The 25,794-nt window shown below is 47.8% G+C and carries 30 protein-coding genes and 1 pseudogene; 14 read left to right on the top strand and 17 right to left on the bottom strand.

Features of this window, described 5'->3' with window-relative positions; all coding sequences use genetic code 11:
* Window positions 1-253: 253 nt before the first annotated feature.
* Window positions 254-493, bottom strand: coding sequence for a hypothetical protein (locus IB212_RS23670; protein ID WP_409033790.1), 240 nt, complete (start codon window positions 491-493; stop codon window positions 254-256).
* A 314-nt stretch (window positions 494-807) separates the two neighbouring features.
* On the opposite strand from IB212_RS23670, the gene IB212_RS23665 reads away from it, so the two are divergent.
* Together IB212_RS23665 and IB212_RS23660 are read left to right on the top strand one after the other, a co-directional pair.
* Window positions 808-1,686 carry an LPD29 domain-containing protein gene (locus tag IB212_RS23665; RefSeq protein WP_188246036.1) on the top strand — a complete coding sequence of 293 codons (879 nt, stop codon included), beginning with the start codon at window positions 808-810 and terminating at the stop codon, window positions 1,684-1,686.
* A 346-nt stretch (window positions 1,687-2,032) separates the two neighbouring features.
* Window positions 2,033-2,230 carry a hypothetical protein gene (locus IB212_RS23660; RefSeq protein WP_108376739.1) on the top strand — a complete coding sequence of 66 codons (198 nt, stop codon included), beginning with the start codon at window positions 2,033-2,035 and terminating at the stop codon, window positions 2,228-2,230.
* A 30-nt stretch (window positions 2,231-2,260) separates the two neighbouring features.
* On the opposite strand, the gene IB212_RS23655 is transcribed toward IB212_RS23660, so the two are convergent.
* Window positions 2,261-2,512, bottom strand: a complete 252-nt coding sequence (locus IB212_RS23655) for a hypothetical protein (RefSeq protein WP_188246037.1) — start codon at window positions 2,510-2,512, stop codon at window positions 2,261-2,263.
* A 71-nt stretch (window positions 2,513-2,583) separates the two neighbouring features.
* Window positions 2,584-3,828, bottom strand: a complete 1,245-nt coding sequence (locus IB212_RS23650; protein WP_409033789.1) for a hypothetical protein — start codon at window positions 3,826-3,828, stop codon at window positions 2,584-2,586.
* Between the two features lie 400 nt (window positions 3,829-4,228).
* Here IB212_RS23650 and IB212_RS23645 point away from each other — a divergent pair, with 400 nt between their 5' ends.
* The 4 genes from IB212_RS23645 (at window position 4,229) to IB212_RS23630 (ending at window position 12,966) form a co-directional block, all read left to right on the top strand.
* On the top strand, window positions 4,229-4,579 hold the full coding sequence (locus IB212_RS23645) for a hypothetical protein (RefSeq protein WP_013087388.1): 351 nt from the start codon (window positions 4,229-4,231) through the stop codon (window positions 4,577-4,579).
* Between the two features lie 2 nt (window positions 4,580-4,581).
* Complete coding sequence (locus tag IB212_RS23640; protein WP_188246154.1) at window positions 4,582-6,855, top strand: type IV secretion system DNA-binding domain-containing protein; 2,274 nt, start codon at window positions 4,582-4,584, stop codon at window positions 6,853-6,855.
* Entirely contained in the window at window positions 6,855-11,861 is a 5,007-nt protein-coding gene (gene mobF / locus IB212_RS23635) for a MobF family relaxase (protein WP_188246155.1), read from the top strand. The genes IB212_RS23640 and mobF overlap by 1 nt, the downstream gene beginning before the upstream one ends.
* Window positions 11,862-12,108: 247 nt before the next feature.
* The gene (locus IB212_RS23630) at window positions 12,109-12,966 is read left to right on the top strand and encodes a DUF4365 domain-containing protein (RefSeq protein ID WP_188246156.1); all 858 of its coding nucleotides are present in this window, start codon (window positions 12,109-12,111) and stop codon (window positions 12,964-12,966) included.
* Here the strand turns inward: IB212_RS23630 and IB212_RS23625 are convergent.
* From IB212_RS23625 to IB212_RS23600, 6 genes are all read right to left on the bottom strand, one after another.
* A complete protein-coding gene (locus tag IB212_RS23625; RefSeq protein ID WP_188246157.1) occupies window positions 12,963-13,283 on the bottom strand; it encodes a hypothetical protein in 321 nt (106 codons plus the stop codon). The genes IB212_RS23630 and IB212_RS23625 overlap by 4 nt on opposite strands.
* A 67-nt stretch (window positions 13,284-13,350) precedes the next feature.
* On the bottom strand, window positions 13,351-14,082 hold the full coding sequence (locus tag IB212_RS23620; RefSeq protein WP_262985635.1) for a conjugal transfer protein TraP: 732 nt from the start codon (window positions 14,080-14,082) through the stop codon (window positions 13,351-13,353).
* Window positions 14,083-14,110: 28 nt separating this feature from the next.
* A complete protein-coding gene (locus tag IB212_RS23615; RefSeq protein WP_188246159.1) occupies window positions 14,111-14,482 on the bottom strand; it encodes a hypothetical protein in 372 nt (123 codons plus the stop codon).
* A gap of 20 nt (window positions 14,483-14,502) precedes the next feature.
* Window positions 14,503-15,033 (bottom strand): restriction endonuclease, encoded by a 531-nt coding sequence (locus IB212_RS23610; protein ID WP_188246160.1) that lies wholly within the window; start codon window positions 15,031-15,033, stop codon window positions 14,503-14,505.
* Window positions 15,033-15,323, bottom strand: a complete 291-nt coding sequence (locus IB212_RS23605; RefSeq protein ID WP_188246161.1) for a hypothetical protein — start codon at window positions 15,321-15,323, stop codon at window positions 15,033-15,035. Before IB212_RS23605 ends, IB212_RS23610 begins: the two co-directional genes overlap by 1 nt.
* Window positions 15,324-15,648: 325 nt before the next feature.
* Window positions 15,649-16,359 (bottom strand): lytic transglycosylase domain-containing protein, encoded by a 711-nt coding sequence (locus IB212_RS23600; RefSeq protein ID WP_137504172.1) that lies wholly within the window; start codon window positions 16,357-16,359, stop codon window positions 15,649-15,651.
* Window positions 16,360-16,526: 167 nt separating this feature from the next.
* Between IB212_RS23600 and IB212_RS23595 the strand changes: the two genes are divergently transcribed.
* The gene (locus IB212_RS23595) at window positions 16,527-16,925 is read left to right on the top strand and encodes a hypothetical protein (RefSeq protein WP_223239760.1); all 399 of its coding nucleotides are present in this window, start codon (window positions 16,527-16,529) and stop codon (window positions 16,923-16,925) included.
* A 12-nt stretch (window positions 16,926-16,937) separates the two neighbouring features.
* Window positions 16,938-17,360, top strand: coding sequence for an H-NS family nucleoid-associated regulatory protein (locus IB212_RS23590; RefSeq protein WP_013087376.1), 423 nt, complete (start codon window positions 16,938-16,940; stop codon window positions 17,358-17,360).
* A gap of 42 nt (window positions 17,361-17,402) precedes the next feature.
* Here IB212_RS23590 and umuC read toward each other — a convergent pair whose 3' ends face one another.
* Together umuC and umuD are read right to left on the bottom strand one after the other, a co-directional pair.
* Window positions 17,403-18,665, bottom strand: coding sequence for a translesion error-prone DNA polymerase V subunit UmuC (umuC, locus tag IB212_RS23585; RefSeq protein WP_188246162.1), 1,263 nt, complete (start codon window positions 18,663-18,665; stop codon window positions 17,403-17,405).
* Window positions 18,652-19,089, bottom strand: coding sequence for a translesion error-prone DNA polymerase V autoproteolytic subunit (gene umuD / locus IB212_RS23580; RefSeq protein WP_188246163.1), 438 nt, complete (start codon window positions 19,087-19,089; stop codon window positions 18,652-18,654). The genes umuC and umuD overlap by 14 nt, the downstream gene beginning before the upstream one ends.
* A gap of 326 nt (window positions 19,090-19,415) precedes the next feature.
* On the opposite strand from umuD, the pseudogene IB212_RS23575 reads away from it, so the two are divergent.
* Together IB212_RS23575 and IB212_RS23570 are read left to right on the top strand one after the other, a co-directional pair.
* A pseudogene (locus IB212_RS23575) lies at window positions 19,416-19,775 on the top strand (type II toxin-antitoxin system RelB/DinJ family antitoxin); the annotation flags it as partial.
* A gap of 176 nt (window positions 19,776-19,951) precedes the next feature.
* Window positions 19,952-20,389, top strand: a complete 438-nt coding sequence (locus tag IB212_RS23570; RefSeq protein WP_013087372.1) for a hypothetical protein — start codon at window positions 19,952-19,954, stop codon at window positions 20,387-20,389.
* Between the two features lie 331 nt (window positions 20,390-20,720).
* Here IB212_RS23570 and IB212_RS23565 read toward each other — a convergent pair whose 3' ends face one another.
* Both IB212_RS23565 and IB212_RS23560 read right to left on the bottom strand, forming a co-directional pair.
* A complete protein-coding gene (locus IB212_RS23565) occupies window positions 20,721-21,302 on the bottom strand; it encodes a hypothetical protein (protein ID WP_223239761.1) in 582 nt (193 codons plus the stop codon).
* A gap of 180 nt (window positions 21,303-21,482) precedes the next feature.
* On the bottom strand, window positions 21,483-21,893 hold the full coding sequence (locus IB212_RS23560) for a hypothetical protein (RefSeq protein WP_013087369.1): 411 nt from the start codon (window positions 21,891-21,893) through the stop codon (window positions 21,483-21,485).
* 90 nt (window positions 21,894-21,983) lie between these two features.
* Between IB212_RS23560 and IB212_RS23555 the strand changes: the two genes are divergently transcribed.
* The 4 genes from IB212_RS23555 (at window position 21,984) to IB212_RS23540 (ending at window position 23,320) form a co-directional block, all read left to right on the top strand.
* Complete coding sequence (locus tag IB212_RS23555; protein ID WP_188246165.1) at window positions 21,984-22,460, top strand: thermonuclease family protein; 477 nt, start codon at window positions 21,984-21,986, stop codon at window positions 22,458-22,460.
* A 104-nt stretch (window positions 22,461-22,564) separates the two neighbouring features.
* The gene (locus IB212_RS23550) at window positions 22,565-22,861 is read left to right on the top strand and encodes a hypothetical protein (protein WP_223239762.1); all 297 of its coding nucleotides are present in this window, start codon (window positions 22,565-22,567) and stop codon (window positions 22,859-22,861) included.
* 18 nt (window positions 22,862-22,879) lie between these two features.
* Window positions 22,880-23,095 carry a hypothetical protein gene (locus tag IB212_RS23545; protein WP_013087365.1) on the top strand — a complete coding sequence of 72 codons (216 nt, stop codon included), beginning with the start codon at window positions 22,880-22,882 and terminating at the stop codon, window positions 23,093-23,095.
* An 18-nt stretch (window positions 23,096-23,113) separates the two neighbouring features.
* The gene (locus IB212_RS23540) at window positions 23,114-23,320 is read left to right on the top strand and encodes a hypothetical protein (protein ID WP_044160324.1); all 207 of its coding nucleotides are present in this window, start codon (window positions 23,114-23,116) and stop codon (window positions 23,318-23,320) included.
* A 14-nt stretch (window positions 23,321-23,334) separates the two neighbouring features.
* Here IB212_RS23540 and IB212_RS23535 read toward each other — a convergent pair whose 3' ends face one another.
* From IB212_RS23535 to IB212_RS23520, 4 genes are all read right to left on the bottom strand, one after another.
* Window positions 23,335-24,111 carry a tyrosine-type recombinase/integrase gene (locus IB212_RS23535; RefSeq protein ID WP_188246166.1) on the bottom strand — a complete coding sequence of 259 codons (777 nt, stop codon included), beginning with the start codon at window positions 24,109-24,111 and terminating at the stop codon, window positions 23,335-23,337.
* Window positions 24,112-24,140: 29 nt separating this feature from the next.
* Window positions 24,141-24,764, bottom strand: coding sequence for a hypothetical protein (locus tag IB212_RS23530; protein ID WP_188246167.1), 624 nt, complete (start codon window positions 24,762-24,764; stop codon window positions 24,141-24,143).
* A gap of 138 nt (window positions 24,765-24,902) precedes the next feature.
* Window positions 24,903-25,193 (bottom strand): hypothetical protein, encoded by a 291-nt coding sequence (locus IB212_RS23525; protein ID WP_188246168.1) that lies wholly within the window; start codon window positions 25,191-25,193, stop codon window positions 24,903-24,905.
* Between the two features lie 92 nt (window positions 25,194-25,285).
* Window positions 25,286-25,498, bottom strand: a complete 213-nt coding sequence (locus IB212_RS23520) for a hypothetical protein (RefSeq protein ID WP_188246169.1) — start codon at window positions 25,496-25,498, stop codon at window positions 25,286-25,288.
* Window positions 25,499-25,794 lie beyond the last annotated feature (296 nt).

Below are 25,794 nucleotides of genomic sequence, written 5' to 3'. Positions count from 1 at the left end.
CCTGCTAATCCGGGCTTTTATTCAGCCTGGCAAATGAAGACCGGGCTTCACCCGGTCTGCTGTATGGCATGCCCCTCACGGGTACGGCCTGCGCTTTGCGTGATTTTGCGCATGCGCAAAATCATCCTTCGGACGGACGGCCTCATGCGAACGTCAACACCCGCGCCGGTTGCCTGCGGCAACCGCCGTCATCACTCACCGCTGATCGCTTTGCCGCTTCGCTTCAGTGGTGGCAGTCCCGCTGTTAATCGTATTACTCCTGCTGCTGTGAATTTTCTTTTTCGTTACATGTAACGGGTATGATTTTTTGCAGGGGCGTTCCCCGGCGCAGCCGGAGAACCGGGCTGTCGTGCTGCGCATAGAGCCGCTGCGCGTCTCTCCCCTTCGGGCTTCCATCCCTCGCCCAGGTCAACGGCATCGCTTCAGGTGGCCTGACGGCCACCGCGCTTCCACCGTTCGCCGCTGGCGAACTCCAGGGAAGTGGTGCGGCCATGAGCGCCGGTGTATGTCTGCGGGGCTTGCTGAAGGTCAACGGCGGTCTTACATGGGGGATGGCTCCCTGCGGGAACCCTCCCCCATCCGGCAGGGTATCGGGGGAGAGCCGTCAAGGATAAAAATCGGAACCCTGAAGGGACCCCCGATTTTTTCCTGGACGGTGCAGCTGCTGCGCGGGGATGTGGTAAGAAAATAAATTCACAATATGTAAATATTACTGGATGAACCGGAACGGATTTACTATAATAACTAACAGAAACAGGGCATTACGCCCACACGGACACCCGCCGTAATCCGGGAGGAGTAAATTGAATGACTAGTCAGACTTTCGATCCAAAAACCGTCATTGTCCAAGTCGGCCAGGTGGTTTACACAGGGCTTTACGGCCTGGGAAATGGTGTGGTTTCCGCTATCTATGGTGAGCAAAGCCCTGCAACTTCACGGGTCCATTTTGGCGGCGTTATGGTATCCGGTGGTAAGGCTGAATTCGATATTTTGTTTGAGAGTGGGTCAGAAACTAAGCGCTTGCCGGAATGCATTTTACGGGGCGTTCAATGGCGCATCTTTGACGAAGTGAAAAGCCACGAGGAAATTGAACGTATACGCGAAGTGGTTATAGCTACTCAGAAAAAGGCAGCAGAGGATAAAGCCGAAGCAGATGCAGCATATGCTTTGAAAAAAGTGCAGTTAACCGGTGATCCGAAATACAGCGGGTTAGAAAAAATTGGCAGTAGTTCACGATCTCATGCTGCCGTAGTGGCGAAGAACATGCGGACTGAACTTAAGGCCTCGTATCCGGCTACAAAATTTTCAGTCCGTAAAACAGGGTATGACTCGATATCTGTTAAATGGATTGATGGCCCAACTAAAGACCAGGTACAGGATATCATCGGTAAATATAAAACCGGTCATTATGATATGTATGCAGATATTCATGAAAGCAACAGCACACCTTTCACTGACATTTACGGCGGCGTTGACTATTTACATTATTCAAGAGATTACTCTGAAGAATTCACGCAGAAAGCTATTGATAATCTCAGGAAAAAGTATGGTCAGGAAATTGTGCCAGAGAGCTGCACCGTTGCGGCGTATATCAGCGGTGATCTTTGGAAAGTTAGCCGCGACTTTTTCTTTAATCATGGCGTAGATGGGGAGATCGGCAAGGAACTAAGAGAATTACAGGGCTAATGTGATAGGGGGCCGGGCTGCTGTAACAGCCCGGCAATGCAACAAAATAGCGGAGAGGCTACTATGTCACAAAGCGATTATAGCCGCATAGCGGAACAGTTGAAAAGTGGTAAACAGACTAAACTACCAGCTATGAAGGTTAGCGACTTAAAGGAAATTTTATGGTGGTTGGATTTTCTTCAGGGTCGCCCTTTATAAAGCGTTTTCGGAAAATTACGCAAACAATTAAATTTACATTTTGTAAATATTACTGGCTGATGAATATATTATGTTATATAATACTTCACAGATTAAAGGCACATAGCCAAACGGACACCCGCCGTTATTCGGGAGGAAATAAACATAAATGAATGAGCAAACTTTAGCTATTATCGCGTTATATCCAAATCTAAAAGAAGGTGTAACTGTTGCACCTGATGTTGTTGCTCATGGTAGCGCGAGAGTTGAAATTAGAGAAAACGGACATTTACACTGGCGAGCGTTTGATTTTGAACCTGGCTTTTATGAAGCTCTGGAGAAAAATCTAAAATACGTTTCAAAATAAATTAAAAGCAGGCTTTAAGCCTGCTTTTTTTTATGCCGGTTGCTGGGTGTTTACACCAGTTCTGTCAGTCTGTTCTGGTGTTTCTTTAACTTCAGCCAGGCGCTTGTCTATAGTCTTGATAGCATCCTTAATAACCTTAATGAAATCATCTGTCATATCAATTGATAGATCTGTACGCTCTAGCAGCTCCTTCTTTTGGTTAAATTCGTCAATTAGTTCTGCCGGGGCCGTAAACTGAAAACGTTTATTCGTGGCTTTCCCGCGTGGTTGGATTACAGCCATATTCACCTCTTTCTATGATACATCAATGTATCATAGACGTTTAGTTTCATGCTTACAACTACAGCTATGGATCACCATTTTCTGAGCGCAATTTTGAGCGGATTCGCGCTCTCAATTTTGCGCATGCGCAAAATCATTAGATTTATATTCTTATCGCAATTCGTAACGCCATTACCGTAGTGATAACCGGGCGCACTGCTGCGCAGAGGCCCCTGGTGTCCGGCACAGCCGGAGCGCCGCGTCAGCGTTCCGGCAGGGTGCAGATCGTGACGGCAGGTGACGCGCTGGCGCGTGACCGTTCCCGCCCCGCGCAGGAGGTTGCCGCCGTGGTGATGACCGGGCGCACTGCTGCGCAGATGCCCCCTGGTGTCCGGCACAGCCGGAGCGCCGCGCCAGCGTTCGGGCAGGGTGCAGATCGTGACGGCAGGTGACGCGCTGGCGCGTGACCGTTCCCGCCCCGCGCAGGAGGTTGCCGCCGTGGTGCTGGCCGGGCGCACTGCTGCGCAGATGCCCCCTGGTGTCCGGCACAGCCGGAGCGCCGCGCCAGCGTTCGGGCAGGGTGCAGATCGTGACGGCAGGTGACGCGCTGGCGCGTGACCGTTCCCGCCCGGCGCAGGAGGTTGCCGCCGTGGTGCTGTCCGGGCGCACTGCTGCGCAGATGCCCCCTGGTGTCCGGCACAGCCGGAGCGCCGCGCCAGCGTTCCGGCAGGGTGCAGATCGTGACGGCAGGTGACGCGCTGGCGCGTGACCGTTCCCGCCCCGCGCAGGAGGTTGCCGCCGTGGTGCTGTCCGGGCGCACTGCTGCGCAGATGCCCCCTCGTGTCCGGCACAGCCGGAGCGCCGCGCCAGCGTTCGGGCAGGGTGCAGATCGTGACGGCAGGTGACGCGCTGGCGCGTGACCGTTCCCGCCCCGCGCAGGAGGTTGCCGCCGTGGTGCTGTCCGGGCGCACTGCTGCGCAGATGCCCCCTGGTGTCCGGCACAGCCGGAGCGCCGCGCCAGCATTCCGGCAGGGTGCAGATCGTGACGGCAGGTGACGCGCTGGCGCGTGACCGTTCCCGCCCGGCGCAGGAGGTTGCCGCCGTGGTGATGGCCGGGCGCACTGCTGCGCAGATGCCCCCTGGTGTCCGGCACAGCCGGAGCGCCGCGCCAGCGTTCGGGCAGGATGCAGATCGTGACGGCAGGTGACGCGCTGGCGCGTGACCGTTCCCGCCCCGCGCAGGAGGTTGCCGCCGTGGTGATGGCCGGGCGCACTGCTGCGCAGATGCCCCCTGATTACAAGAGTTATCCCTGCGCCCCCGCAGTGGTGCAGGCTCATTCCAGGTCATAGAGATTGACCTAAGTGATTATGTGCAAAGCTGGAGAACAGTGAAGGGGACATAGGCTGGAGTAGAACAACCAGGCAAAAGGATATTGTGCGCTGAGCAAGTCCAGAAAATCGCGTCACACCCCACGCATTATACAATGCTGAGCCTAAAGCCATGCTGCGCCTAGCTTTAGGGGGTATACCCCACCATGTACGAATCTGTATACATTTCCATGTTTACCCCTTTAAAGACCGCGAAGGACAAAGGCTGAGAGGCGTATACACACTGAGGTATACACATACGTCGAGAAATAACAGTGAATATCCCGGCACGTCTGGGGAAATGGATGTATACATTGTTCTGTGATACAAATATGTATCATTTATATGCATCAAAGGAGGTGCTTTACACATGGGAAACGTTAAGACCAAGCAGCAGATTCAATTCCGCTTATCTGGAGCGCTGGATCTAGCGCTTCAGAAGGAAGCTGCAAGAAGGGGAATGTCTGTAAATGAGCTGGCAAAAAAAATAGTCATCAATGAGCTAACCAATGCTGGAACGTCAACCTTCAAAGCAGACGTGTCACTTAAACATGTACTGTCCTCTTCCTACAACATTATTCACCTGGCGGTGTTCATCATCATGAGTGCAAATCCTGAACTCAGTGAAGATGCTGCAACAGAGATTGCCAGTAAATTTATCTTCTCAAAAAGCAATGCACGCGTAAGCAACATCATGAAACAGCTGGGCGTGGAGGACTAATTATGCTCGACCAGAAGCAGGAAAAAAGTACCGTATCGGACCTAAACCGTGGCGGTCAGGTATTGATGCACTTCATCCGTATGTTGCACCAAACTCTGACGAGATACTTCAAGATTGTCTTATGCGTGTTTGTTATTGCCACCACCGCCGTTACTTACCAAATCACTGATAAGACTGATTGGTACATGGGGTTAAAATATGGCTATTCCTACACATTAGTAGAAGTCATTGGTCTTAAGAAGGGTAAAACCACGCTTGAGCTACCTGATGGCCGTAAAGTCATGGTGATGGATGCTCAGATAGTCAGCTCACCGACAATGCAAAATCATGCTGATGCGTTGATATCCAACCTGATATTAAGCCTTGTGATCTCATCAATTGTCGCACTTATTGTGGCTTGGTATCTCTTCCGATTTATTCTCAACAAAGGTAAGCAGGAAAGTAAGGATGAGTACCGCCGAGGTGCTGAACTTACCACTGTAAAAGAACTGATTGAAGCAGCTAACGATAGGGTGAAGGAAGATGGTCGGCTTTCTCGTATATCTATCGCGAATGTACCTTTTGTACGTTATCAGGAAAACTCCGGCATAGCCCTTTTTGGCTCTCCTGGTGTAGGTAAATCCACCATTATCAGGGAATTGCTGCGCCAGCTAAGAGCACAGCAAAGAAAGGCAGTGCTTTATGATATTTCTGGTGAATTTGTTAAGCGTTTTTATCGTCCAGGAAAAGATGTAATTTTGAACGTATTTGATACCCGATCACATTCATGGGATTTCTGGGCTGAAGGGAAAAATCCGGCCATGTATGACCGTATGGCGAAAGCCGCTATACCAGATAACAATGGGGGCGGAGATCCATTCTGGATTGAGGCACCACGCTTGTTATTTTCAGCCTTGCTGGAACAACTTGGAAAGCGTTATGACGTTCCCTCAGTCGAGCACTTGATGAATATCATTCTTCGTATGCCAAACGATAAGATTGCCAACGTTGTAGCTACGACAGATGCTCGTAACGTTATGAATTTAGATCTCGACAAATTGGCCGGTTCAGTAAGGGCGGTTATCACAGCTTACACCAGAAATTTTAAACACCTTGCTCTGCCTACAGGCCCACGTTTTTCCTTCAAGAATTGGGCGCAGGATGAAGAATCTGATACCTGGGTATTCATCACTGTCCGTGATGATATGAAGGATACTCTCAGGCCGATGATTACCATGATGATCGAATCTGCTTTGTCGGCAATTCTGACTCTCGAACCATCTCAAGACCGTTTAATTGGTACGAGCATCGATGAAGCAGGTACTCTTCAGGAGATCCCCTCGCTGCCTGATTTCATGTCAACCTGCCGAAAATTCGGCGGCTTCCCAATTTTGGGCTTTCAGTCAAATGCTCAGACTGATGTTGTCTACGGTGAAAAGAAAAGTCAGATCCTGATAGATGGCATAGGCGCAATAGCCGCATTTCGTATCAATGGTAGTAAAGGGGCTGCATGGTTAGCTGACCAGTTGGGTGATCAGGAGACGGAGAAATCGTCAGAAAATACGAGTTACGGCGCTAATGATGTTCGTGATGCAACATCGATAAATCGTCAGGACAAAGAAGGAAATCTTATCCTGAGAAGCCAGATTACAGAATTACCGGATAACACCTGTTATCTGAAGTTAGGTCGCGGCTTGCCAGTAGCAAAAATCAAGTTCCCTTACGACTATATGAAAGAACTACATCTAGGCATCATTGAAAATGAAGCATTAAACGATACCTCCTTCCTTTCGCAGCTGTCCAAAGAGAATGAGATTTCCCCTGAGCATGTAGTCAGTATCGTTAACAAAGAAAACTCCAGAGAGAAGCGTGAACCGCAGAAGTTCAAACAAGGGAGTAAGCCAAACCCTGATGCGGGTAAAACGCAGGAGCAAGTCCTGGATGAAGTTATTGATAATTCTGCACCGCCGGATGGCAGTAAGGCGACGTCGAACGCCGATGTTTCGAATCCCGTCGCGCAGGCCATGTCATCTGTAAAGTCGAACACGCAGATGAATGCAGTAGCTCAGGCTATGAACGCTGCAAATAAGAAACAGTCTGATGCAGATGAACAGGATGAAGAAGGGGATTTCTCTAACCTTCAATTTGATACGCAGGTTGCTCACGATTTTCTGGCGGAGTATGAAAGTTCATTCTCAACTGAGCAATCAAATACGGAGAAAAACAGTAACAATGACGTGACTAATCGAAATAATGAGAAGTCATTTGACCAGCATGAATATCCAGGAGGCATGTAATGCTTAGTGTTGCTAAAGTTACAAATGTTGCTCAGGCTTCTTCGTATTATAATTCGCCTGACCAATATTATGATAAGGATAGCGGTGATATTACGTCTCGATGGGGCGGTGCTGGCGCTGAAATTTTAGGTCTGGAGGGGCCAGTCGAATCAGATGATTTTGTTCGAATGCTTGAGGGGCGTATAAGTCCCGAAATTCATTTGGGTAAAAACGGCGGTGATGGAACAATTTCACATGTTCCCGCCTGGGATTTTACTTTATCAGCCCCAAAAAGTGTTTCGGTGTTAGCATTAGCTGGTAATGATAAGCGCTTAGTTGATGCGCACATTAAAGCTACAGCTGAAACAATGAAGTTTTTAGAGAAAGAATATGCATTAACGCGTATATCAAATGGCGGTAATACTGAATACACCAAAGTTAATAATCTGGTATATGCAAGCTACGTCCATACTGAATCGAGAAAACATGATCCGCAGTTACACTCACATAATGTCGTGATGAATGCAGTGATGGATGAATCAGGGCAATGGCGAAGCCTTGAAACCTTAAAAATGTTTGAAAATCAGCTTGGAATTGGTCTGGTTTATCGTTCTCATTTAGCCAAATTAGTAAAGCAATTAGGCTACGATCTCGAAATTGATCATGAAACTGGCCTTTGGGATATAAAAGGCGTTCCTCATTCTCTTTTAGATGCGTTCTCTAAACGTCGCAAAGAAGTTCTTGAGGCGGCTAAGCAGTATGGGCTGTTTGATGCTAAGTCTATGGAGAAAGCGGCATTGTATAGTCGCGAGTCCAAAACGCACATGGAATATGACGAGCTGAAAGCCTCATGGGAAGAAACAGTTAAAGAGAGTGGGGTATCACTTGATGAGGTTATTAACCGCTCCTATGACAATGCTAAGGCGTTTAAAAGGTTAGATGACCCTCAACCTTCTTTGGAAAGAGAAAACTCTTCTGAAGCGGTTACAGGCGTTTCTGGGCCTAAAGAAAATAGTCACTCAGTAGCGCCGGAGCATCTGGTTGGAAATGAAACTGATTTTTCTACACCCTCCAATGATACAAATATGAATCATATTGAGCGTGGCGAAGGAGTAGAGGTAAGTCCCGGCAACCCCTTGCCGAATGCAGGCCTACTTTCTGGTATTGCGAACATAAACGGCATTGAGCGAGCTACAGAGAAGTATGCACGAGAGTACATCAGCCATCAGGACCTTTCAGCGAGCGAGCTGACGGCGATTCTCCATGACGTCAGGCTTGCCTATAAAGTTAAGGCGGCAGACGAAGCAGTGTTTACGCACAGCAGGGTAATGAGTGAGGCAATGGGTCTTGCAATAGGCGAGGCTCTACCTGGTGATATAGAACAAATACTCCGGGCGATGGTCAACTCCGGGGAGCTGCTTCCCCGTACTTCCAGAGCAGGAAATGGAGAAGCTGCTTACACCACGCCGAAAGCATTCGAAAAAGAGCGTGAAATGGTCCTGACCATGCTTAGTGGTAAGGAGTCGCGTCAGGCCGCCGGTGATGTTTCCGGTATCGCTGCATACATCGATCAGTTTGAAGCAGAAAAGACCGTAGAATTTGGTTCACACTTTGCTTTCTCGCCAGACCAGCGGCAGGCGATTATCGATGCGGCCACAAACAAAGACCTGGTATCCGGCATACAGGGATTCGCCGGAACCGGTAAAACTACGTTACTCCAGTGTTTGATTGGTTACGGTCAATCTAAAGGCTTTAGCTTCAAGGGATTAGCGCCAACCGGTTCCGCTACAGAGACGCTCGCGAAGGAAACAGGCATCCCAGCCAGCACGGTAGATTCATTCCTGTACCGGCGCATGAAAGGCACTGTCAGCACCCGTGAAATCTGGCTTGTCGATGAGGCGAGTCTTGTTGGGGCTGACAATCAGCATGCCCTCATAATGGAAGCTGAGCGAAGCAATGCAAAATTGTTGCTTCTTGGCGATAAGAAACAAATGGAATCAGTAGATTGGGGTCGCCCGTTTGCCGTATTGCAGGGCTTCGGTATGCAAACGTCCAGTGTCCAGACCATTATTCGTCAGAAAGATGAACAGCTGCGTGCTGCGGTGTACGACTCTATAAGCGGTAATTTTTCACAGGCGTTTTCTCGTCTGAAGGATTCCGTTTATGACATGGAAAAACACAGCATACTCGATGACTATCTGGCTCTCTCTCAGGCGGATCGGGAAAAAACGTTGGTCATTATCCCTGATAATGAGGGACGCCAGGACTTTAACGCGAGCGTGCATGAAAAGCGTGTTAATGATGGTGAACTATCGGCCAATGAAGTTGCTGTGCGGAGCCTGCTCAGCGAAAACCTTAATGAAGCTGAACGTACTGACAGCCGGTATTACCGATTTGGTCAGATTATTGAGTTTCAGCTTGATCACGGTGAGTTTAATAAAGGGGAGTTCTGGAAGGTAGCAGAGGTTTCCGGTAAGGAGTTATTGCTTAAAAGCGGAGATGGTCAGGAAAGGAAATTCAATCCATCAGAAATAACCGGTAAGTCTAAGTTTGCGATTGATGTCTTTCGGGAGGACAAAATTCTCTTTTCTGAACAGGAAAAGGTTGTCTTTACCAAGTCGCGCAAAGATCTTAACGTGCGTAACGGTGATGAATTTAAAGTATCCCGTATCGATTCGACCACAGGCACGTTCATCCTCACAGATGAAAAGGGGAAAGAGCTTTCTCTGGACTCATCAAAACTTCATAACATTTCACATAGCTACGCAATGACGTCATACAAGGCTCAGGGAAAGACTGTGGATCGCGTGATGGCGCAAATCGAGTCCTGGCGGCGCAATCTGGTCAACGAGCGTAGTTTCTATGTCAACCTTAGTCGCGCCCGTTACGAGGCTCGGTTGTACGTGGACAATGTTGGGAAAGTAATTAAAGCCCTTTCTGAACATGACGCCAATAAAACCACATCGCTCACGGGTTTTTCCACCAAGAGTATGAAGCGAGCTGCTGAGCACCTTCAGGCTGAATCTACTGATACCCGGCAGCTGTATGCCGATCTGAACATAGCCACTCAAAAACTGGCAAACAAGCAGGGAGTGTTTAGTCATTCTGCGTTGGTGGCTGAGACGCTGAAAAACACGCTGGGAACGTATGATGTCAGAGATATAGAGACTGCTATTTACGCCATGCGAATGCGGGGTGAGGTAGGGCTTTCTCACATTAATCATGAAAAAGTGAATAGTGAGAATTACTACACCATGCCACAGAACATTCGAAATGAAGCCCAGATTGTGCGGCATATGCTACAAGGTAAGGATCGTTATGCGCCCATTGCCGGGAAATCGGTTGTCAGTCGTTATCTTTCTGCGAGAGAAGATAAGGCCCGGCAGGGAATAGCTGAGCCTGTCTCAGCGGCGACTCAGGCCGCGCTGACTACAGTGATGACCAGCAGGGATGAAGCTATTCTCATCACCGGTAGCGACCTGAGTGGCCATCGTGATGTTATGAGAGAAATTGGTAAGGATATCGCCAAAGAGCGGGGATATCGTGTGAAAGGATTTTCGACTACTGCCGAGGGGGTTAAGCAGATGCGTGAATCTATGAAGTTCTCAGCCAATATCTACCAGCACCTGGACCAGATGGAAACTAAGATTGCGGCAGGTCAAACCGTCCGACCAGGTAAGGAACTCTGGGTAGTGGAAAACGTTTCTCAAATGGGGGCTGAGAACGTGCTTCGATTGCAGCAGGCGGCAAGATATGTCGGGGCGAGGATGGTGCTTGTAGCCGACCGACAAGAGAACTCTATAGCCTGGGGCAACATGCCATCATTGCTGGCCGAGCAGGGGATCGCCACCATTGATTTTGACAAGGCGAATCGTTCGTTGAACCCTGAGATTAACCTGGCAACAGATAAGCTGACTCAGGGGAAAATTGAGGACGCGCTTGCTCATGTCAGTCCGATGATGAGTGAAGTACGCGACCTCGATAACCAAAACAATGATCGCACTATCCGGCTGAATGTTATTGCAAACTCCTGGTTGAATCTCTCGCCAGAAGACCGAGCTAAAACAGCCATTGTTATCCCTGACTACTTATCTCGCAACAAGGTCGATGTGCAAATACGCAGAGGCCTTCAGTCAGAGGGGGTTCTTCAGGGTACTCCTTTAACGACGGCACTTTATCGTAATGCGAATCTCGATCCATTTGAGAAGAAGGTTGCGACAAACTACAAGCCAGGCCAGGTTGTGCAGTTTGAAAGCCAGCGACCGGGTATAGAGAAGGGCGCATATTATACCGTTGAGGCGGTGAACAAGGCCGGTAATGAGTTGATACTGGTATCGCTTGAGGCGGGGCATCGTGTAACTATTAACGCAGCTGATATCGCTGGTAGCCGTAACAACTCCGTGCAGGTCTTTCATGTGGAGCAAAAACAGATTCAGAAGGGGGAAACCCTGCGTTTCACGCGCACCGTTCCCGCTGACAAGTTAGAGAGTGCTGACGGAAAGGGGGTGTCGTCCAAAATGACCGGCTCGGTAGTATCACTCGACGGAACAAAGGTTACTCTACGTCTTGCAAATAACCGGCAGGTCACGGTGGACGCGGCCAGCTGGAAACACATGGAGTGGGGATATTCCAATAATATGTTCAATATCAAAGATAAACAGTTTGATAATGTGATCACGTTGATGGAGTCATGGAAGAAACAGTTTGCCACTCAGGAAGCGCTTCATAACGCACTGACCAAAACGGCGGTTAATCTGCGAATTATCACTGATGATAAAGCGAAGCTGCTTGATAGCCTGCGCACAAATCCCGGTTTCAGACAAACAGCCCTTCAGGATCGCAAGGTATCTATTACCAAAAGCGACATGGCCGCATTTGATAAACAGTTTGGAACGGGGCTGGGCTTTGGCATGCGATCACTCATGAAGCTGGAGGCTGCGGTGGATAAAGCGGTTACTACAACGGTAAGCAAGGTGGTTGAGAAAACACGGGAAGTTGCGCAAAAGACGCGGCAAAAGTCGTTGTAACAGATACGAAAATCCCCGTCGATGCGGGGGTTTTTTATGCCTGAGATATCGTTGCCAGACCGCCTCAAGATCGTCGCGATTAAACTCAAGACTGATGATAATTTGGTCAAGAATATTATTCATGTGCGAGATAGTCTGTTAGCTATTTTGGGTAATTAATTTATCACATTCATGAGATTGTTGGCAGTCTGTCTAAGAGAGTGTAGCCTGATCTCCTTATCGAAAAAGAAGAGGTAGTAACCAAACTATGAAAAAATATAAAAAGAACGGGGCAACAGGACAAGCAGGTGAGTATTATTTTGCATATTGGATGGTTCGCAATTTTAAATGGCCTTGTCGATTGCTTGATATTGACGTTGGAATAGATGCTCAGGTTGAAATCTTTGAAAATGAAATATCAAGCGGTGACTTCTTTGCGGTTCAAATTAAATCAACAGTTGAAAACGACCCTGACATGTCTATTGATTTGTCAGACTTTATGTATTGGCAACAGTTGGAAAGCCAAGTCATTCTGGTTCGAATCTTAATGGCTGATAACCATAGTGAACCTGTAATGTACTGGAAGTCATTTTCAAAAGAATACTTGGATGAAATTGTTATAGAAATGGGCAAGACAGGTTTTCAGTCCAAAAAAGTTTTCTTCTCTGAATCTGATAAATTAACCTCGGAATCAAAAGACTCTTGGAAAGAGGCAATACTTTCAGACACTGATAAACGGCTGATAAGAGTAGCAAGGTCATTATTAGAATACCTTAAAGAACATGACTTTGATAACTTTGTTGAAGAAGACTATCACCTTCAGGATGGGAATAAGGACTTTATTTCCTTTAATAGTGAAATCGACACGTTCAATAATCATTTTATTGATTACGAGGAGTTAATAGATGCAGTTTACCTCGACAGAAGATTGATAATCAGAGCGCCTTTCATAGGCGAAGTAATAGATTACTTTGAGGAAAATGAATCGATATTACTCTACATGTTTAATCATGCTTTTAATGGGATAAAAGAAGGGAGAACCCCTAATGAAATACTTCCTAGAAACTTGAGTAGAGAAATCAAAAAACAGACAGAAGATTGGGTTTATCACATGACGGGCTTTTAAAGGGCGCAGAAGCGCCCTAATAGATTATGCGCGTTTTGCATCATCCGTTCAGCTCTTTGGCGGCGATACTCGCCAACGTCGCCAAACTTCTCAGCCTCAGTAAATTCATTTGCCACCTTTGTCACCAGGATGTCGCGATACGCTTTTAGCTCATCCAGCGTTTCCAAAGCCTTGCCAGAACTGCTGATACCGTCAACGAATCGACGAATAAGATGATCGTAAACGACGTTGAGCATTGCTTTAGCCGTCTTGCGAAGACGATTTGGAGCGCGTTCGCCGTCGTATTTGGCGCTGACCACGGCCAGCTCAAGCGTCATGGTACGGTCGATAACCCCCCCCAAAGTTAGAACGGGTAGGGGGATTTGCGCATGCGCAAACATCAACTTAATGTGCTGTTGGAATCGTGATCTCAGTGAGGTCTTTTTCGACAAAGCTTCCTTTGCCTGATTTCATGTCGAAGTCGCTGGAATGAAATGAATGTACATCTTTCCAGATAATAAAACAGGTTCTACAGGTAACGGGCAGTGCGTTTTCAGCCAGTTTTTCACAATTTTCAATCAATACCCGTTTGTCGTTGTAACTAACGTTAAAACCGCTTGTACAAAGAGTTTCGTATCCATGAGCACCGGTCACAATATGTGTGGCTATCCTTTCTCGTACTTTTCCGTTCACTAATAACTGCTCCCGCGTAGTAATAGTTCTCATCTTAAGGCGGGTTCGATGTTTAAGCACAGGGAACCGGGACATACTCAATTCGACTGTCACGCTGATAGCTGCCATGATGACCCACAACGTCCCGACTAATCCCATGACACCATGATCAATATGCTTGGCATACCCTCTGGCATCGGATACTACTTTAGGGCAATCTTCGGCCAAAACTGGGGGGCGGACAGCTGGTTTTGGCGGAAATTCATTTGAATTGCTGGAAATTGAAGGGCATTTGCGCCACGTCCAGTTAACCCCGTCAGTTACCTGATCTGCGCTCTGGATGATACTCACTAGTACCTGACCGGGAGACGAGTGATCACGGACTATTATAAATACGATGATGAGAGTCAGTATTGCTGCGGGGAAAAAGATTAAATTACGAATAGCCCATGAACACCATGACATCACGTAAATTGCGATTCGTATGAAATTATTAGACATGACGATAGCTCCCCTGTGCTGGCATTGGGTACATTGCCTCTGCATATATTTCACCGGCGGGTAATGCCGACAAAGCGTTTTCCCAGAGTTCTTTGTGTTCTGCGCGCATGTTCCTTGTCATCAGGGGGATTAAGTCGGTGAGCCAAGAGTCGATAAATGAAAGCCGGAACAAAAGTTGTCTGGCTTGTGCCGGGGGAAGTGTGTCGGCAATTTTGGCTGCCTCCCGGCATTCCAGAATGCGTTTGTACGGACCACCATTACCTTCCATAGAGAAGTCCAGCTGACTAAGTTGATTGGATAGTTCTAATACTTTTCGTTCATATTCGGCACAAACGCCGTGATGTCTCGCTTTGCTTATAAACATAATTAGATCCTGATGAGGGGTTAGAATTTTAGCTTTACGGTCGAATCGAAAAGATTCAGTAGACGGTCGCCTGAGATAATTTCTATTTGTGGGCTGGGGCATGCTTTTACGTACTCTCGCACCGATGCAGGTGTCTTGCCGGTATGTACGAAGATACCTCCACTACAGTTGTTCTCCTTGAGTAGAGAGGCAAAGGCACTGACGTGCTCCTGTTTGATGCGATTCGAATAGCGTTTTGCCTGAATCAACCACAACTGCCGGTTATGCTCAAACCTACCATCCAGGCCTCCATCGCCGCTGTAGCGTTTGTTTCTGCCAATTACGAATCCTTTTCGTTGCAGAAGCGTCATTATCAGTTCCTCAAAGGCGTAGGGGTCAACTTTACGTAGATAGGCGATTTTCTGGGCGGGGAGGTCAATGGAGTTAATAACATCAATGATTTTCTCAGCAGAAAGTCTTTTCCGGTCGTGATTGTTTTTTTTGCGAAAGCACAGCGCATAAATAAAGAACATGAGCAGTAGAGCCAGGCCAATCATAAGGTTTTTCGACATTAGAATTTATCTCCGGGTAGGCTGTCGTAATGCTTATCAGGTGAAGTGAATGCTTCTTTGCTTTCAAAAGCGTTGCTTTTATCAATGCTGATTTCTGTCGGGATATCGAGTAAGCCTTCACTCTGGCCTTTTTCAGTGAACCCTTTGTTTTCATACTCATGGTCGAGTTTGAAGCGCCGGACCTGATTACTCTCCGAAGTTTGCGAAGATGTTTTACTCAGTATCCAAAGGGCTACCGCACCGGCTATGCCACACACAACCAAAAATGCTCCAAATAGCTTTGCGGTCATTTAGGCTCACTACGCTCACTGCTAAGGGGGATGGTCAAAAGCACCGTCAGTGCAACTACACCATGAAGCCCGATTAGCACGTAAAGAAACACATTCCCGTCAGTAAACGAGCGATAGAACGTAAACAATCCGGCAGTTACAAACAGACAGAAGACATGCATAACATGACGATTCAGTATGCGTTTAAGACCGATGTGTAGACCGAAGAATGCGATTAATACACCAAGTATTGATGCCCGGTGTGATAACACTGTCGGGTCTATCCATAAGATGAGATAGTAGGAAAAAGCCATTAAAGCTGATCCCAGCGACAACAAGAATCGGGTCATAATCCACCTACCAGTTTACCGTTTCCATAACTGAACGTTTGGTTAACCGCGAGGTTGAACGTAATGCCAGGATGCGTATCTCGAAACTCAATTTTATGACCTTCACCTACGGGAGCTTTTTTACGGGATGGTGTAAAGCGGAACACACCAGGAGTATCGTTCAGGATACTGGCGACATACGCCTGGGTTTCAATGAATGGGATTAACTGCATAAACTGCTTATTGCTGATCTCACCACTGCGCGGGTCCCCATAGCGTTTAAGCCATTTATCAACGCTCCCAGGCCCGGCGTTATATGCAGCCAGCGCGAGAACGTGGTTGCCATCGTATTTCTCCAGCTGCGAGTCGAGATATGCTCGCCCAAGCGCCTTGTTATACGTCTCGTCATTTCGATACCGCCATGCACTCCATTCCAGCCCGGCTAATCTTGCCGCTTCTGGTGCTGTTTCGGGCATTACCTGCGCAATCCCTACAGCACCTTTTGGTGACGTAAGAGGCTGGCCGTTTTTACTGAACTGATTTCCCCGGCTTTCCTGGTGTATCAATTTATTGAACAGATCATCAGAAGTGAGAACTTGCTTCGCGATGACTCCGTCTTCCTGCCCGGCCAGAAAACCAGTGAGCTGTTGTTGTGTATTTGACGATCCCAGCACCGGGCTGGACCCCAGAATGAGCAAGGCTATAAAGGTCAGTTTTGTAAGCTTCAATTGTGAATCCTCATGCTAATTGTCATGATATAAAAATGTATCACGTAACTGTTATAATACAAACCCCTCTTGATTGAGATAATTTAAATTTTGTGCAATGATTAATTAATTTGATTTCGGAGTGAATTTTAATGACAGATAAGTTTAACTTACAGAACAAGAGGTTGATGGATTCCATTGAACAAACGCTATTGCTCCTTAGTAAAAGCGGTGGTGAGTTAATCAAAGCTGTCGCGAAAAGCCTCGTACTCAAAATCAAGCCTTATGATTTCGTTGAGTTCAAACATTCAGCGATTTATCGCGCAATTCGTACTTACAACGAAAAGCGTGATAGCGTGATCCGCCTGTCTGGACTGTACAGCCCGTTGTTTGGCCGTGAAAAAGAGGCATTGGAAGAAGAACCGTTTAGCTTGATCGTCAATGTAGATGAACAGACGTTCAAGCGAGGGTATATCTGGTATAGCCCTGAGAAAGACAGAGCATTTCGCATGGAGGATTTAAGCTATTTTGTTCTCGAACAGGACAACTATATCCCCTTCGACCTCTCCGTTAGTAACAAACCATAAGCGATCACGACAATGAATAAAAAAACGCCTCTGACCGTGAACGCTGTAGCTGAATATTTATCGAGCATTACCCGCCGTACTGCTGTGTTCAAAAAAATGGATTTGCGCCTGCTGGGGATTGTACGTGCGGATTTGAATCGTATTATTGAGACGCGTGAAGCACAGCTTGAAGAAGAACGGCTGCGGCAGAAAGAAAAGCAGGACAAAATCCGTGAGCATCTTTCTTTGCTGCGTCAGGACGGTATTGAGCCGGATGAGCTACTCGACAATACCCGGCCCCGAAAGCGGCCCTCGATCGGTCAGATGCGAACCTTCCGTATTCATGGAAAGCTTGTCCATTATAAAGGAGTGGGGGTGTACCCGCGTGCGCTACGAGAGATAATAGAGAGCGAAGGTGAAGAAGCCCTGAAACGGTATGAAGTTTCAGGTGAGTAGTCTCTCACTAGAATCCATGCAACCCGCCCACTGGCGGGTTTCTTATTTTAGCCAGGCAACAGGTATGTCCTTCCAGCGTGTCGTATAGCAGGGCGACAGCCACTGCTGTTTGCCTTTATACTTGCGATGAACACCCTCACCGGCCATAAAGATAGTGCCGCGCTCTGCCAAATTCAGCTTATCAATAATCTGCATTAAGGCCTTGCTGTTTCTTCCTGGCTGCTTATTGCTAAACAGGTCCAGTTGTTCCCGGCCATCACCAATTTCACTAAGCATAACTCCAGCTTTCGCATAATGGACACCTGGTTTCCAGATTCGGAGAAGTGCTGTTTGAGCGGCCTGAATTAAATCCCGTGAGTCCTGAGTAACAGGTAGTGGTTCGAGTGCAACAGCGGAGAAATAGGGTTCAGCCTGGCTGTGGCGGCTGTTTTGAATGAAAACAGTAACAGCTCCCGCAAAACTGCGATCTCTGCGGAGTTTCTCAGCGGCCTGGCAGATGAAAGAGCATATGGCCTGCCGAACGTCTTCGAGATCAGTCGTGCGTTGACCAAAGGAGCGGGACACTATTATCTGCTTTCGTGAAGGCGGGTTAGTATCAAGCCCAAAGCAGGCTTCGCCGCGCAGCTCCCGCACGGTGCGTTCAACAACTACTCCCATCAGCTTACGAACAAGACGTGTATCCATTCTGGCTAACTCAAGGGCGGTGACTATGCCCATTTCATTGAGGCGTTTAGCAAGCCTGCTGCCGATCCCCCACACTTCACGGACAGGAATTAGCGCTAAAAGCCGGTCACGCCTGGCGGGGTCACTTATTACGACCACGCCTTTCGTTTGGGGGTACTTTTTGGCGGCCCAGGTAGCTGCTTTGCAGAGAGTTTTGGTTTCCGCAATGCCAATACCGCATTTCAACGAGGTATGCCGGTAAACTTTTTCACGTAGCTCCCGACCAAAATCTTCGAAGCTGACAAGCTTGTCCATGCCATGCAGGGATGCAAAAACTTCATCACAACTGTAAATTTCATGGCGGGGTACACTTTCACCAATCGTGGTATGAAAACGTGCAGAAAAATCCCCATAAAGCACGAAGTTGGATGAAAACACCCTGACATGGTTATCCCGAATTACTTGCTGGATCTCAAACAAAGGCTGTCCACGTTTAAGGCCCAGTGACTTTGCTTCAGTATTTAAGGCTGCGATAGCACCATCATTATTCGTGGTGACAATGACCGGCTTACCTATAAGACCAGGCTCCATTGCTGTCTGGCAGCTTACATAAAATGCGTTAGCATCACTATGCAGAAACATGCAGGCAGTCCCTGACACTGAAAGTAACCACGCCAAAAATTTCAAGCAGTTCCGGCTCTACTTCAATGACAGGAAAGTCTGGATTCATAGGGATTAATGCAGGAAACGGACGAAGCTGTAATTTTTTTACTGTGAACTCACCATCTACACGGGCCACAACAATGGCTCCATGCTCAGGACGGATAGAGCAATCTACTACCAGCAAATCTCGCGGCGCAATACCTGCATCAATCATAGAAAGGCCATCGCATCGAATGAAGAAGGTGCTTGAAGGGCGCTTTACACAGTAGTTATGCAAATCAAGAGGTTGATCTTCAATGCCTTCAGAGGGGAGTGGAAAGCCACAAGGGATCAAATCACCAAAGAAAGGCTGTTTACTTGAGACTCGCTGAATATCAGGCTGAACCAATGAAATGTGTTTCATACAGGTAACTCTATACTGTTTTTTTATACAGTATTATTGACCCGTATGGAGATTTCAAGTGAACGATACAGGGAAAATGCTACCTGCATGATTTAAGGCTAAAAAGAGAGGGATGCCTCCACCAACAAACCAACCCAATGACACCCCTCCCCCGGTATAGTGTAACGATGATGTTGTGGTAACGGCAAACATGGTTTTATATTTTGCGCATGCGCAAATTTGCTCTCCTTTAGAGCTGTATATGTAATGCATTTTTGCATTACTGCTTGCTTGTAATGCAAAAATGCATTATGGTTAATGTGTGACCACCACAAGGAGAGAGGACAATGGCGACCATTAACGCACGCATTGATGATGATATAAAGAACCAGGCAGATGAGGTGCTGAAGCTGCTTAACATTAGCCAGACTCAGGCTATTGCAGCGTTTTATCAGTATGTTGCTGAGCAAAAGAAACTGCCGTTTGTGATCACCTCCGTTGTGAAAACACCGCATGATTTATTACGTGAAAGTTCAGATATGTTAGCTGAAGCTCTTGCGGTGATCTCCAATTTACAGGCATGGACTGAACAGCCGGACGGGATTGAAAAGGCAAAACTGATGGAGTATTACCGCCGCCTCGATGCACTGTACCGTTGTGCCAAAGATAAAATCAGCCTTATTCCAGATAACCGGGATGCTGAACTGGCACTGAATGCTTTTAATAAGGCTTTGAGTATTCTTGTTGATACGCGAAATTTCGGGTACGGCTATGAGAAAGTAACATTTTCTACGCTGGAACAGACTAGTTTTGCATTCGCCGTCCAGGAATTTGAGAGTAAAGTGGCCGGTTTAGTTCACTGTGTCGGGAAAGGAGGGCTGGAATGAGGATCAATAAAGAGGACAATCTGGAGAACTGCCCGAATTGCGGCGAGGATATGCCTGGCGGGAAAATCCGCTGTACGCGCTGCCAGCGTCAGCACGATATTGAAAATATGACCGAGGCAGAGCACCGCGCACATGAAGCGCTGTTTCCGACAGGCAGCGCTATGCCGCAGCTACCTCTCATCACATACACCGTGGGCGTGAAAGCTGTATTTGACATGCTGACGCAGCAGGAACAGCAGCGGTACAGTAACGCCATACGTGAGGCTATCAAGACAGCATATCCTGCCTACGACGTTGTGGTGACACTGGACAACACCATTGGCGGAGCTGACTGCGAGGTAAGTAATGATCCTTATGGTGAAACCGATATAGCAGAACATGCGCATTCTATCGCCCACGGAGTCTGGATAGGGGCAGCGTGGCTGGATAAATAAGCTTTATACACAAACAGCCGCGAGCGGGGCTGGACAGAATGAGTCTAACGTCCAGTGAGCCTAGATGTCTCTAAAGTAAGCGATAGCCGTGCAATAGGCCACAGGTGCGGCCTCTCACAACCAGATTATTAGTGCAAAAACAGACATTGCCAGGCCAGCAAGAGCGGCAAGATTGCCAACTGCGCCTTTACAGAGAAAAGCTGCCCCGGTGAACAAGAGTAGACCCAGTATTATGTAGGTGTTCAATTCATGCTCATTACCTAACATTTAACTCTCCCATATCTGTCATTTGGTTTCAGTTTTTAAATATCGCATTGTTGTGAAATAAGGATTAGCTACATCCAATATTTTGTATGATGCTTCTGGCGAGCTTGATGTTCAGGCAAACCATATTAGCGTTGAGACTGTTCAGCATACCTGCATGGCTTCTGACAAGATATGGCTCAAGCATTCCTTTATAGCCGCCTGATGTAATGACCGTTAACTGTGCAAGAGGATTAATCAGAGAGGCCATGCCTGCTGTGATATCACGTTCAACAGCTGCAACGTAGACCGGTGATCCTGAAATAACGTAATTATCGCCGGGATATGTTTGCATGAGCTGAGCTATCGAACTGGAACGACGTACTCCTTGAGTTGCTTCGATCAGGGTTTCCCACCAGGAAGAAGGCGCGAAAGGCAACTTGCTAAAGGTCGCTTCATACGGAATTACCTTTTCAGAACAATGAAGTAAGCCCATGCCAGCTGATATAACCCATAGGTCCAGGTTAGGTGTCGTTTTGAGGATCTCTTTGGCGCAAGACCAGTGTGCTCCCCTATAGAGGTCAATTACGGATACGGCTCGTTCAGGCGGGTAACTTCTGAGTTTACTCAGCCATGTCTCAATCAATAATTTCGGTGTTGTATTCGGCATAATTTCCAGAACCGGAGAGGTGGATGTGAAATGGTTCTTTCCCTTTGCGCATGAAGTCAATAAATGAGTCCGGGGTTGGATATGCAAGTTTAGTACCTTAATATTTTGACCAGATAGCGGGGCAAGTTACCGATCCCACCTCTTAATGTTCCGCGTTGCTCAGGATGTTCGCGCCGTCCATCACTGCTGGGCGGCCCTATATAAAGTTGCAACAGAAAACAAACCAATGGCTAATCCATAAAAAGATGCCAGCGCAATTATTAGATATTGCCCTGACAGGGGGGGAATACTCTGCATTGTAATACTTCCTGCCATAAACATTACCGCCAGGCACATAGAAGCAGCAGCACTCAACTTAAGGTCTTCCTTATCATTCCTTCTGAGTGCATTTTTATAAAAGCGAATGGATTGTAACCATAAACTGATGGCCGTGATGAAATTCATCCAAAGTAAAGATGTGACGAATTCATAGGTGGATAATGTTTCACCTGTACGGCTAAGCAGAAGATAATAGAAAATAATTAACAGAATAACGCCTGTAGCTTCAGCTTTAAAACCGCCTCGAAAGATTTTACTTATAGACTTCAACACGACGAGCTACCTCAAAGTTGATAATGCTTGACATGATACTAATATGTATCATGATAGTAACACTTATCTGTTATTTGTCCAGAGGGAAAAATGAATAACGCGCTAAAGGTATTGCCGTTGATAATGCTGAGCATTCCAGTGGTCGCTGAGGCTGATATCACTGGAAAAATAGTCCGAGTGCTGGATGGTGATACTGTAGAAATCCTGGCCGGGAATGTTGCTACTCGCGTGAGACTTAATGGGATTGATGCTCCTGAGAAGGCTCAGCCTTTTGGTCAGCGGTCCAGGCAGGCACTGACGGCAATCGTGAGCGGGAAAACCGTGCTTGCAGTGGGAGACAGGCGGGACAGGTATGGGCGATTACTGGCAACTCTGATCCTCAATGGCCGGGATGTGAATGCAATGCAAGTATACAGCGGAATGGCCTGGGCGTATCGCTATCAGGGCAACGCTTCAGTACCTGCATACCTGCGGTTTGAGCAGGAAGCAAAGACCGCCAGGAGGGGATTGTGGGCGGAAAAGGAAGCGATTGAACCCTCAATATGGCGTCGAGAGCACAGGCAATAAATCGGACAGTTACCATGCCATAACGTACCAAATGTTCCTGCTGTATAGTTTTTGGGAACCGCCCCGATAATGAAGTACAGGAGTTCAAAAGGAGTACCGAATCAATGTTGAAAGATAGCTTTAATCACATGAGAAAACAGGGCAGCAAAACTGAAATGGTTACTCAATCTCCCGAAAATTTACGATGCTGTCCTCCCCCCGACGAACAACAGCGCATTGAACGTGCTATCGAACTGGCAAGTCGATTTGGGGGAAGTGACGAGGTGCATCATCTTCGCTGGGTTATAGATCAGATGGTTCGGGAGCTGGCTGGCGAGCGTTATGATCAGGTTGTCGCCAGTGCTTGCGCCGGTGAAGATGGCCCGGATACCTGGCGCTGGGATACGGGCATAGCGCCTTAAACAACGGATAACATTTCTATGAAGAAAATTCGTGGCGGGATTCAGAAGTGTCCTTATTGTGGGTATGACGAATTTTATGTTCGGGCAACTGTAAGTGGTTCTACTTCAGTATTTTATCGTTTTGACGGCGGTAGTGGCGATAATACGCACATGTGGGATTATGTGAGAACGAAGGAAAAGAAAACCGCATACTGCGGCAGCTGTCAAAAACGTATAGGCACAGTCGAAGAATAAGGTTGCCCTGGAGGACGAATGCAATTTTTAGAACTGTTTTTGAGTACCATAATGAACCCACCATCGTTTAATGATTGGCAGGCCATGAATGACGTGAGTGATATGATCGTGACGGGTATAGCCATGTTGATCCGCTTATCGACTGTGCCAGCACTGATTTTTTTAGCTATTGGGCTGGCTACTCTCATTGTCACGAGTCTCTGGCCGAAGTGTTCTGGCCTGTAGTACCAGTTGTATAATCAGTCCTGTTTCATCACTCCGAGCCTCAGAGCCTGCCGCGCCTGTTCTACATCGAATCCGAAACTAACCTCATGCTGCCCGGCGACATCGAACAGGAACAGCCGGGTATAGACTTCTGTACTCTTAAACGATTTGTGGCCCATCAGCGACTGCAAGACTTTGGGATGAATCCGGTTAAATAAAATGTGCATCGCAAAACTGTGCCGGAAGGTTTTGGGTACGATAGGCGAAACACTAAATGTGACACCGTCACTTTCTGCGGCAGCTAAAGCACGATTAAGCCAGCGTGATACGGTATCAGCAGATACGGAAACTGGCTGAGTGGCGGAAGAAGAACTGCGGCCCGGCCAGATTAGATCGGTTTTACGAATACCAAAGGTGGTGATCAGGGACTGCATACGTGCGCGATAATCGGCATCCCAAAGAGCGACTGAACGAACGGGGGGAGCATTTTTCTCCGGGCGGCCACGGCCCCGATTCCTCTGTTTAAGCGTTTTCAGCGTGACAAATGGCATGACAGCATCAAAAGCAAAGTCCTGTGGAGTCAGCGCCAGGGCTTCATTTGGCCTGGCTCCGGTGTTCCATAACGTTTCAAAATAACAGCGTTCGCGCAGATCGTGCATATAGCTGAACAGGAGAGCAACCTCTGGCGCGAGCATGTATGCCGGTGCATCAGAGGAAGAAATGGCGAGCTGGCGCATGGCAAAAATCCGCGACCAGTCGAGGTCAGTGACCGGCATCAGCATTGCACTTGGATAGTGAGAACGTTCCAACATTACCTGCCTTCTCGATTTAAAGCCTGAGTTCAAAGGTGTAATTGCAGCTCGTCAGCGAGATAAAGGGCATAGCTGAGCCGGGGATCTTGGTCCGGGTGGCAGTATCTTTCACGCAGTTCCGGGTCCAAAAGAAAGGATTCTTTCAGGGTTTCCGGGTACGGAAGGTGGCGGAAAATCATTGTCACCACGCCAGCGACTGCGGAACGGGTTTCCTGCGGAAACGCGCTGATATATCTCGCAAGCTGCAACGCGACACATTCGGTTGGCAGCGCCGGAGAATAGGTCAAAAGCATTTTCAGAAACCGGCCATCAGTCTGTGCCTGACTTTCCTGACGGAATTTTTCATCAAGGGTAAGGTGGACTTCTTCTGAGATGCGGCGAATGATCAGCAGCTCTTTCAGATCACGAATAAGCAGATTAAGGTCATCCTGCCAGTTCTGCTGATCCCAGAGGTACTTACGTCCTCTCCGGGACAGTTCATCGGTCAGAAACGATACAAAGCTGTCGGGCCGGGGATGAACGTAAACCAGGGGCCGGATGTCTTCAACAATAGACTTGCGCTGGTTAACACTATCGACACAGCGGTAGCGGGAACAGATGGCATAAACCATTTGCATGCAATATTCATCGTTGTCGAAAAAAGCAGTTTCCAAAGTATATCCTCACGTCCTGGTCTGATCTTGCAAAGGGTAATTTGCGCATGCGCAAATCAGTGTGGAATCCTGGGAGACTTGCCGCCAATCTGACAGTGACGCAGCCGGTTGGTGAAGGCTGCGCTTGTGTCTTCTGAGTTACGGCCAGAAAGGATCGGCAAACCAGGTAAGAATAATTTTTTTACCGTCCGAACTGAGCAGGGCGGCAGCATCCAGAAAGTTAAAGTCGTGATTTTCACCGCGCCATACCGACATATAGAACCGGGCCATGATTTGCTCACCGCGACTGAGCACACCAATACTCTCTTTCATTTCCAGATAACGCAGGCAATCTTCTTCCGTATTCCAGTAATTTGCCAGCAACGGGTACGCTTGTAACATCATTCGATACCTGTCACGACTGGACAGGGGGGGAACGGTACTGGTCATGAATGTACTCCTTGTACTGATTTCTGAAGAAATGAACCGCTGAACGGTTCCACGTTCACATCTTTATCATTCCTGCCGAACAACCTCGCTCATTACTGCGCACGCCTGGTCACGAGGTAGTAAAACCCAATACACATCGCAGCCACGGATACCGCCTGCATCGCTTTGTAATCGTACATCACTGAAAGGCCAAGCCCGACAATGCCACCTAACAGGAAGCCGCCAAAGAAAACTCTTGGGCTAATAGTGCCTGGCTTGCGCTGAGGTGCAGCAGCCGGTTCGTCATTAATCTTTGCTTTATCCATCGTGGCGTTCCTCTTTAGCGAGCGGAACAGATCCCGCTCTGCGTGAATGCAAAATTGTACGATTTCCGGTCTGTCACCGGAACTGAAAAAAATACCCAGGAGCATCGCCGCATTTGCGGAAGTTTACGCGATATTTATCGTTTTACCGTAAACATTTATCCAGGGCAGAAAGCTAAACGGTCACACGGATCGCCTATATGGTGTCCGATCACCTGCAAAGCCCACTACATATCCGCAAAAGCCCCTGCTGCGGGTTATGCGGATCTTTAACCGTTTTGCCGCATCCCGTGAAGTGT

Origin of the sequence: Enterobacter sp. E12, from assembly GCF_014596715.2 — a bacterium.
GTDB lineage: Bacteria > Pseudomonadota > Gammaproteobacteria > Enterobacterales > Enterobacteriaceae > Enterobacter > Enterobacter bugandensis.
This window is presented reverse-complemented; position numbering and strand designations above follow the sequence as displayed.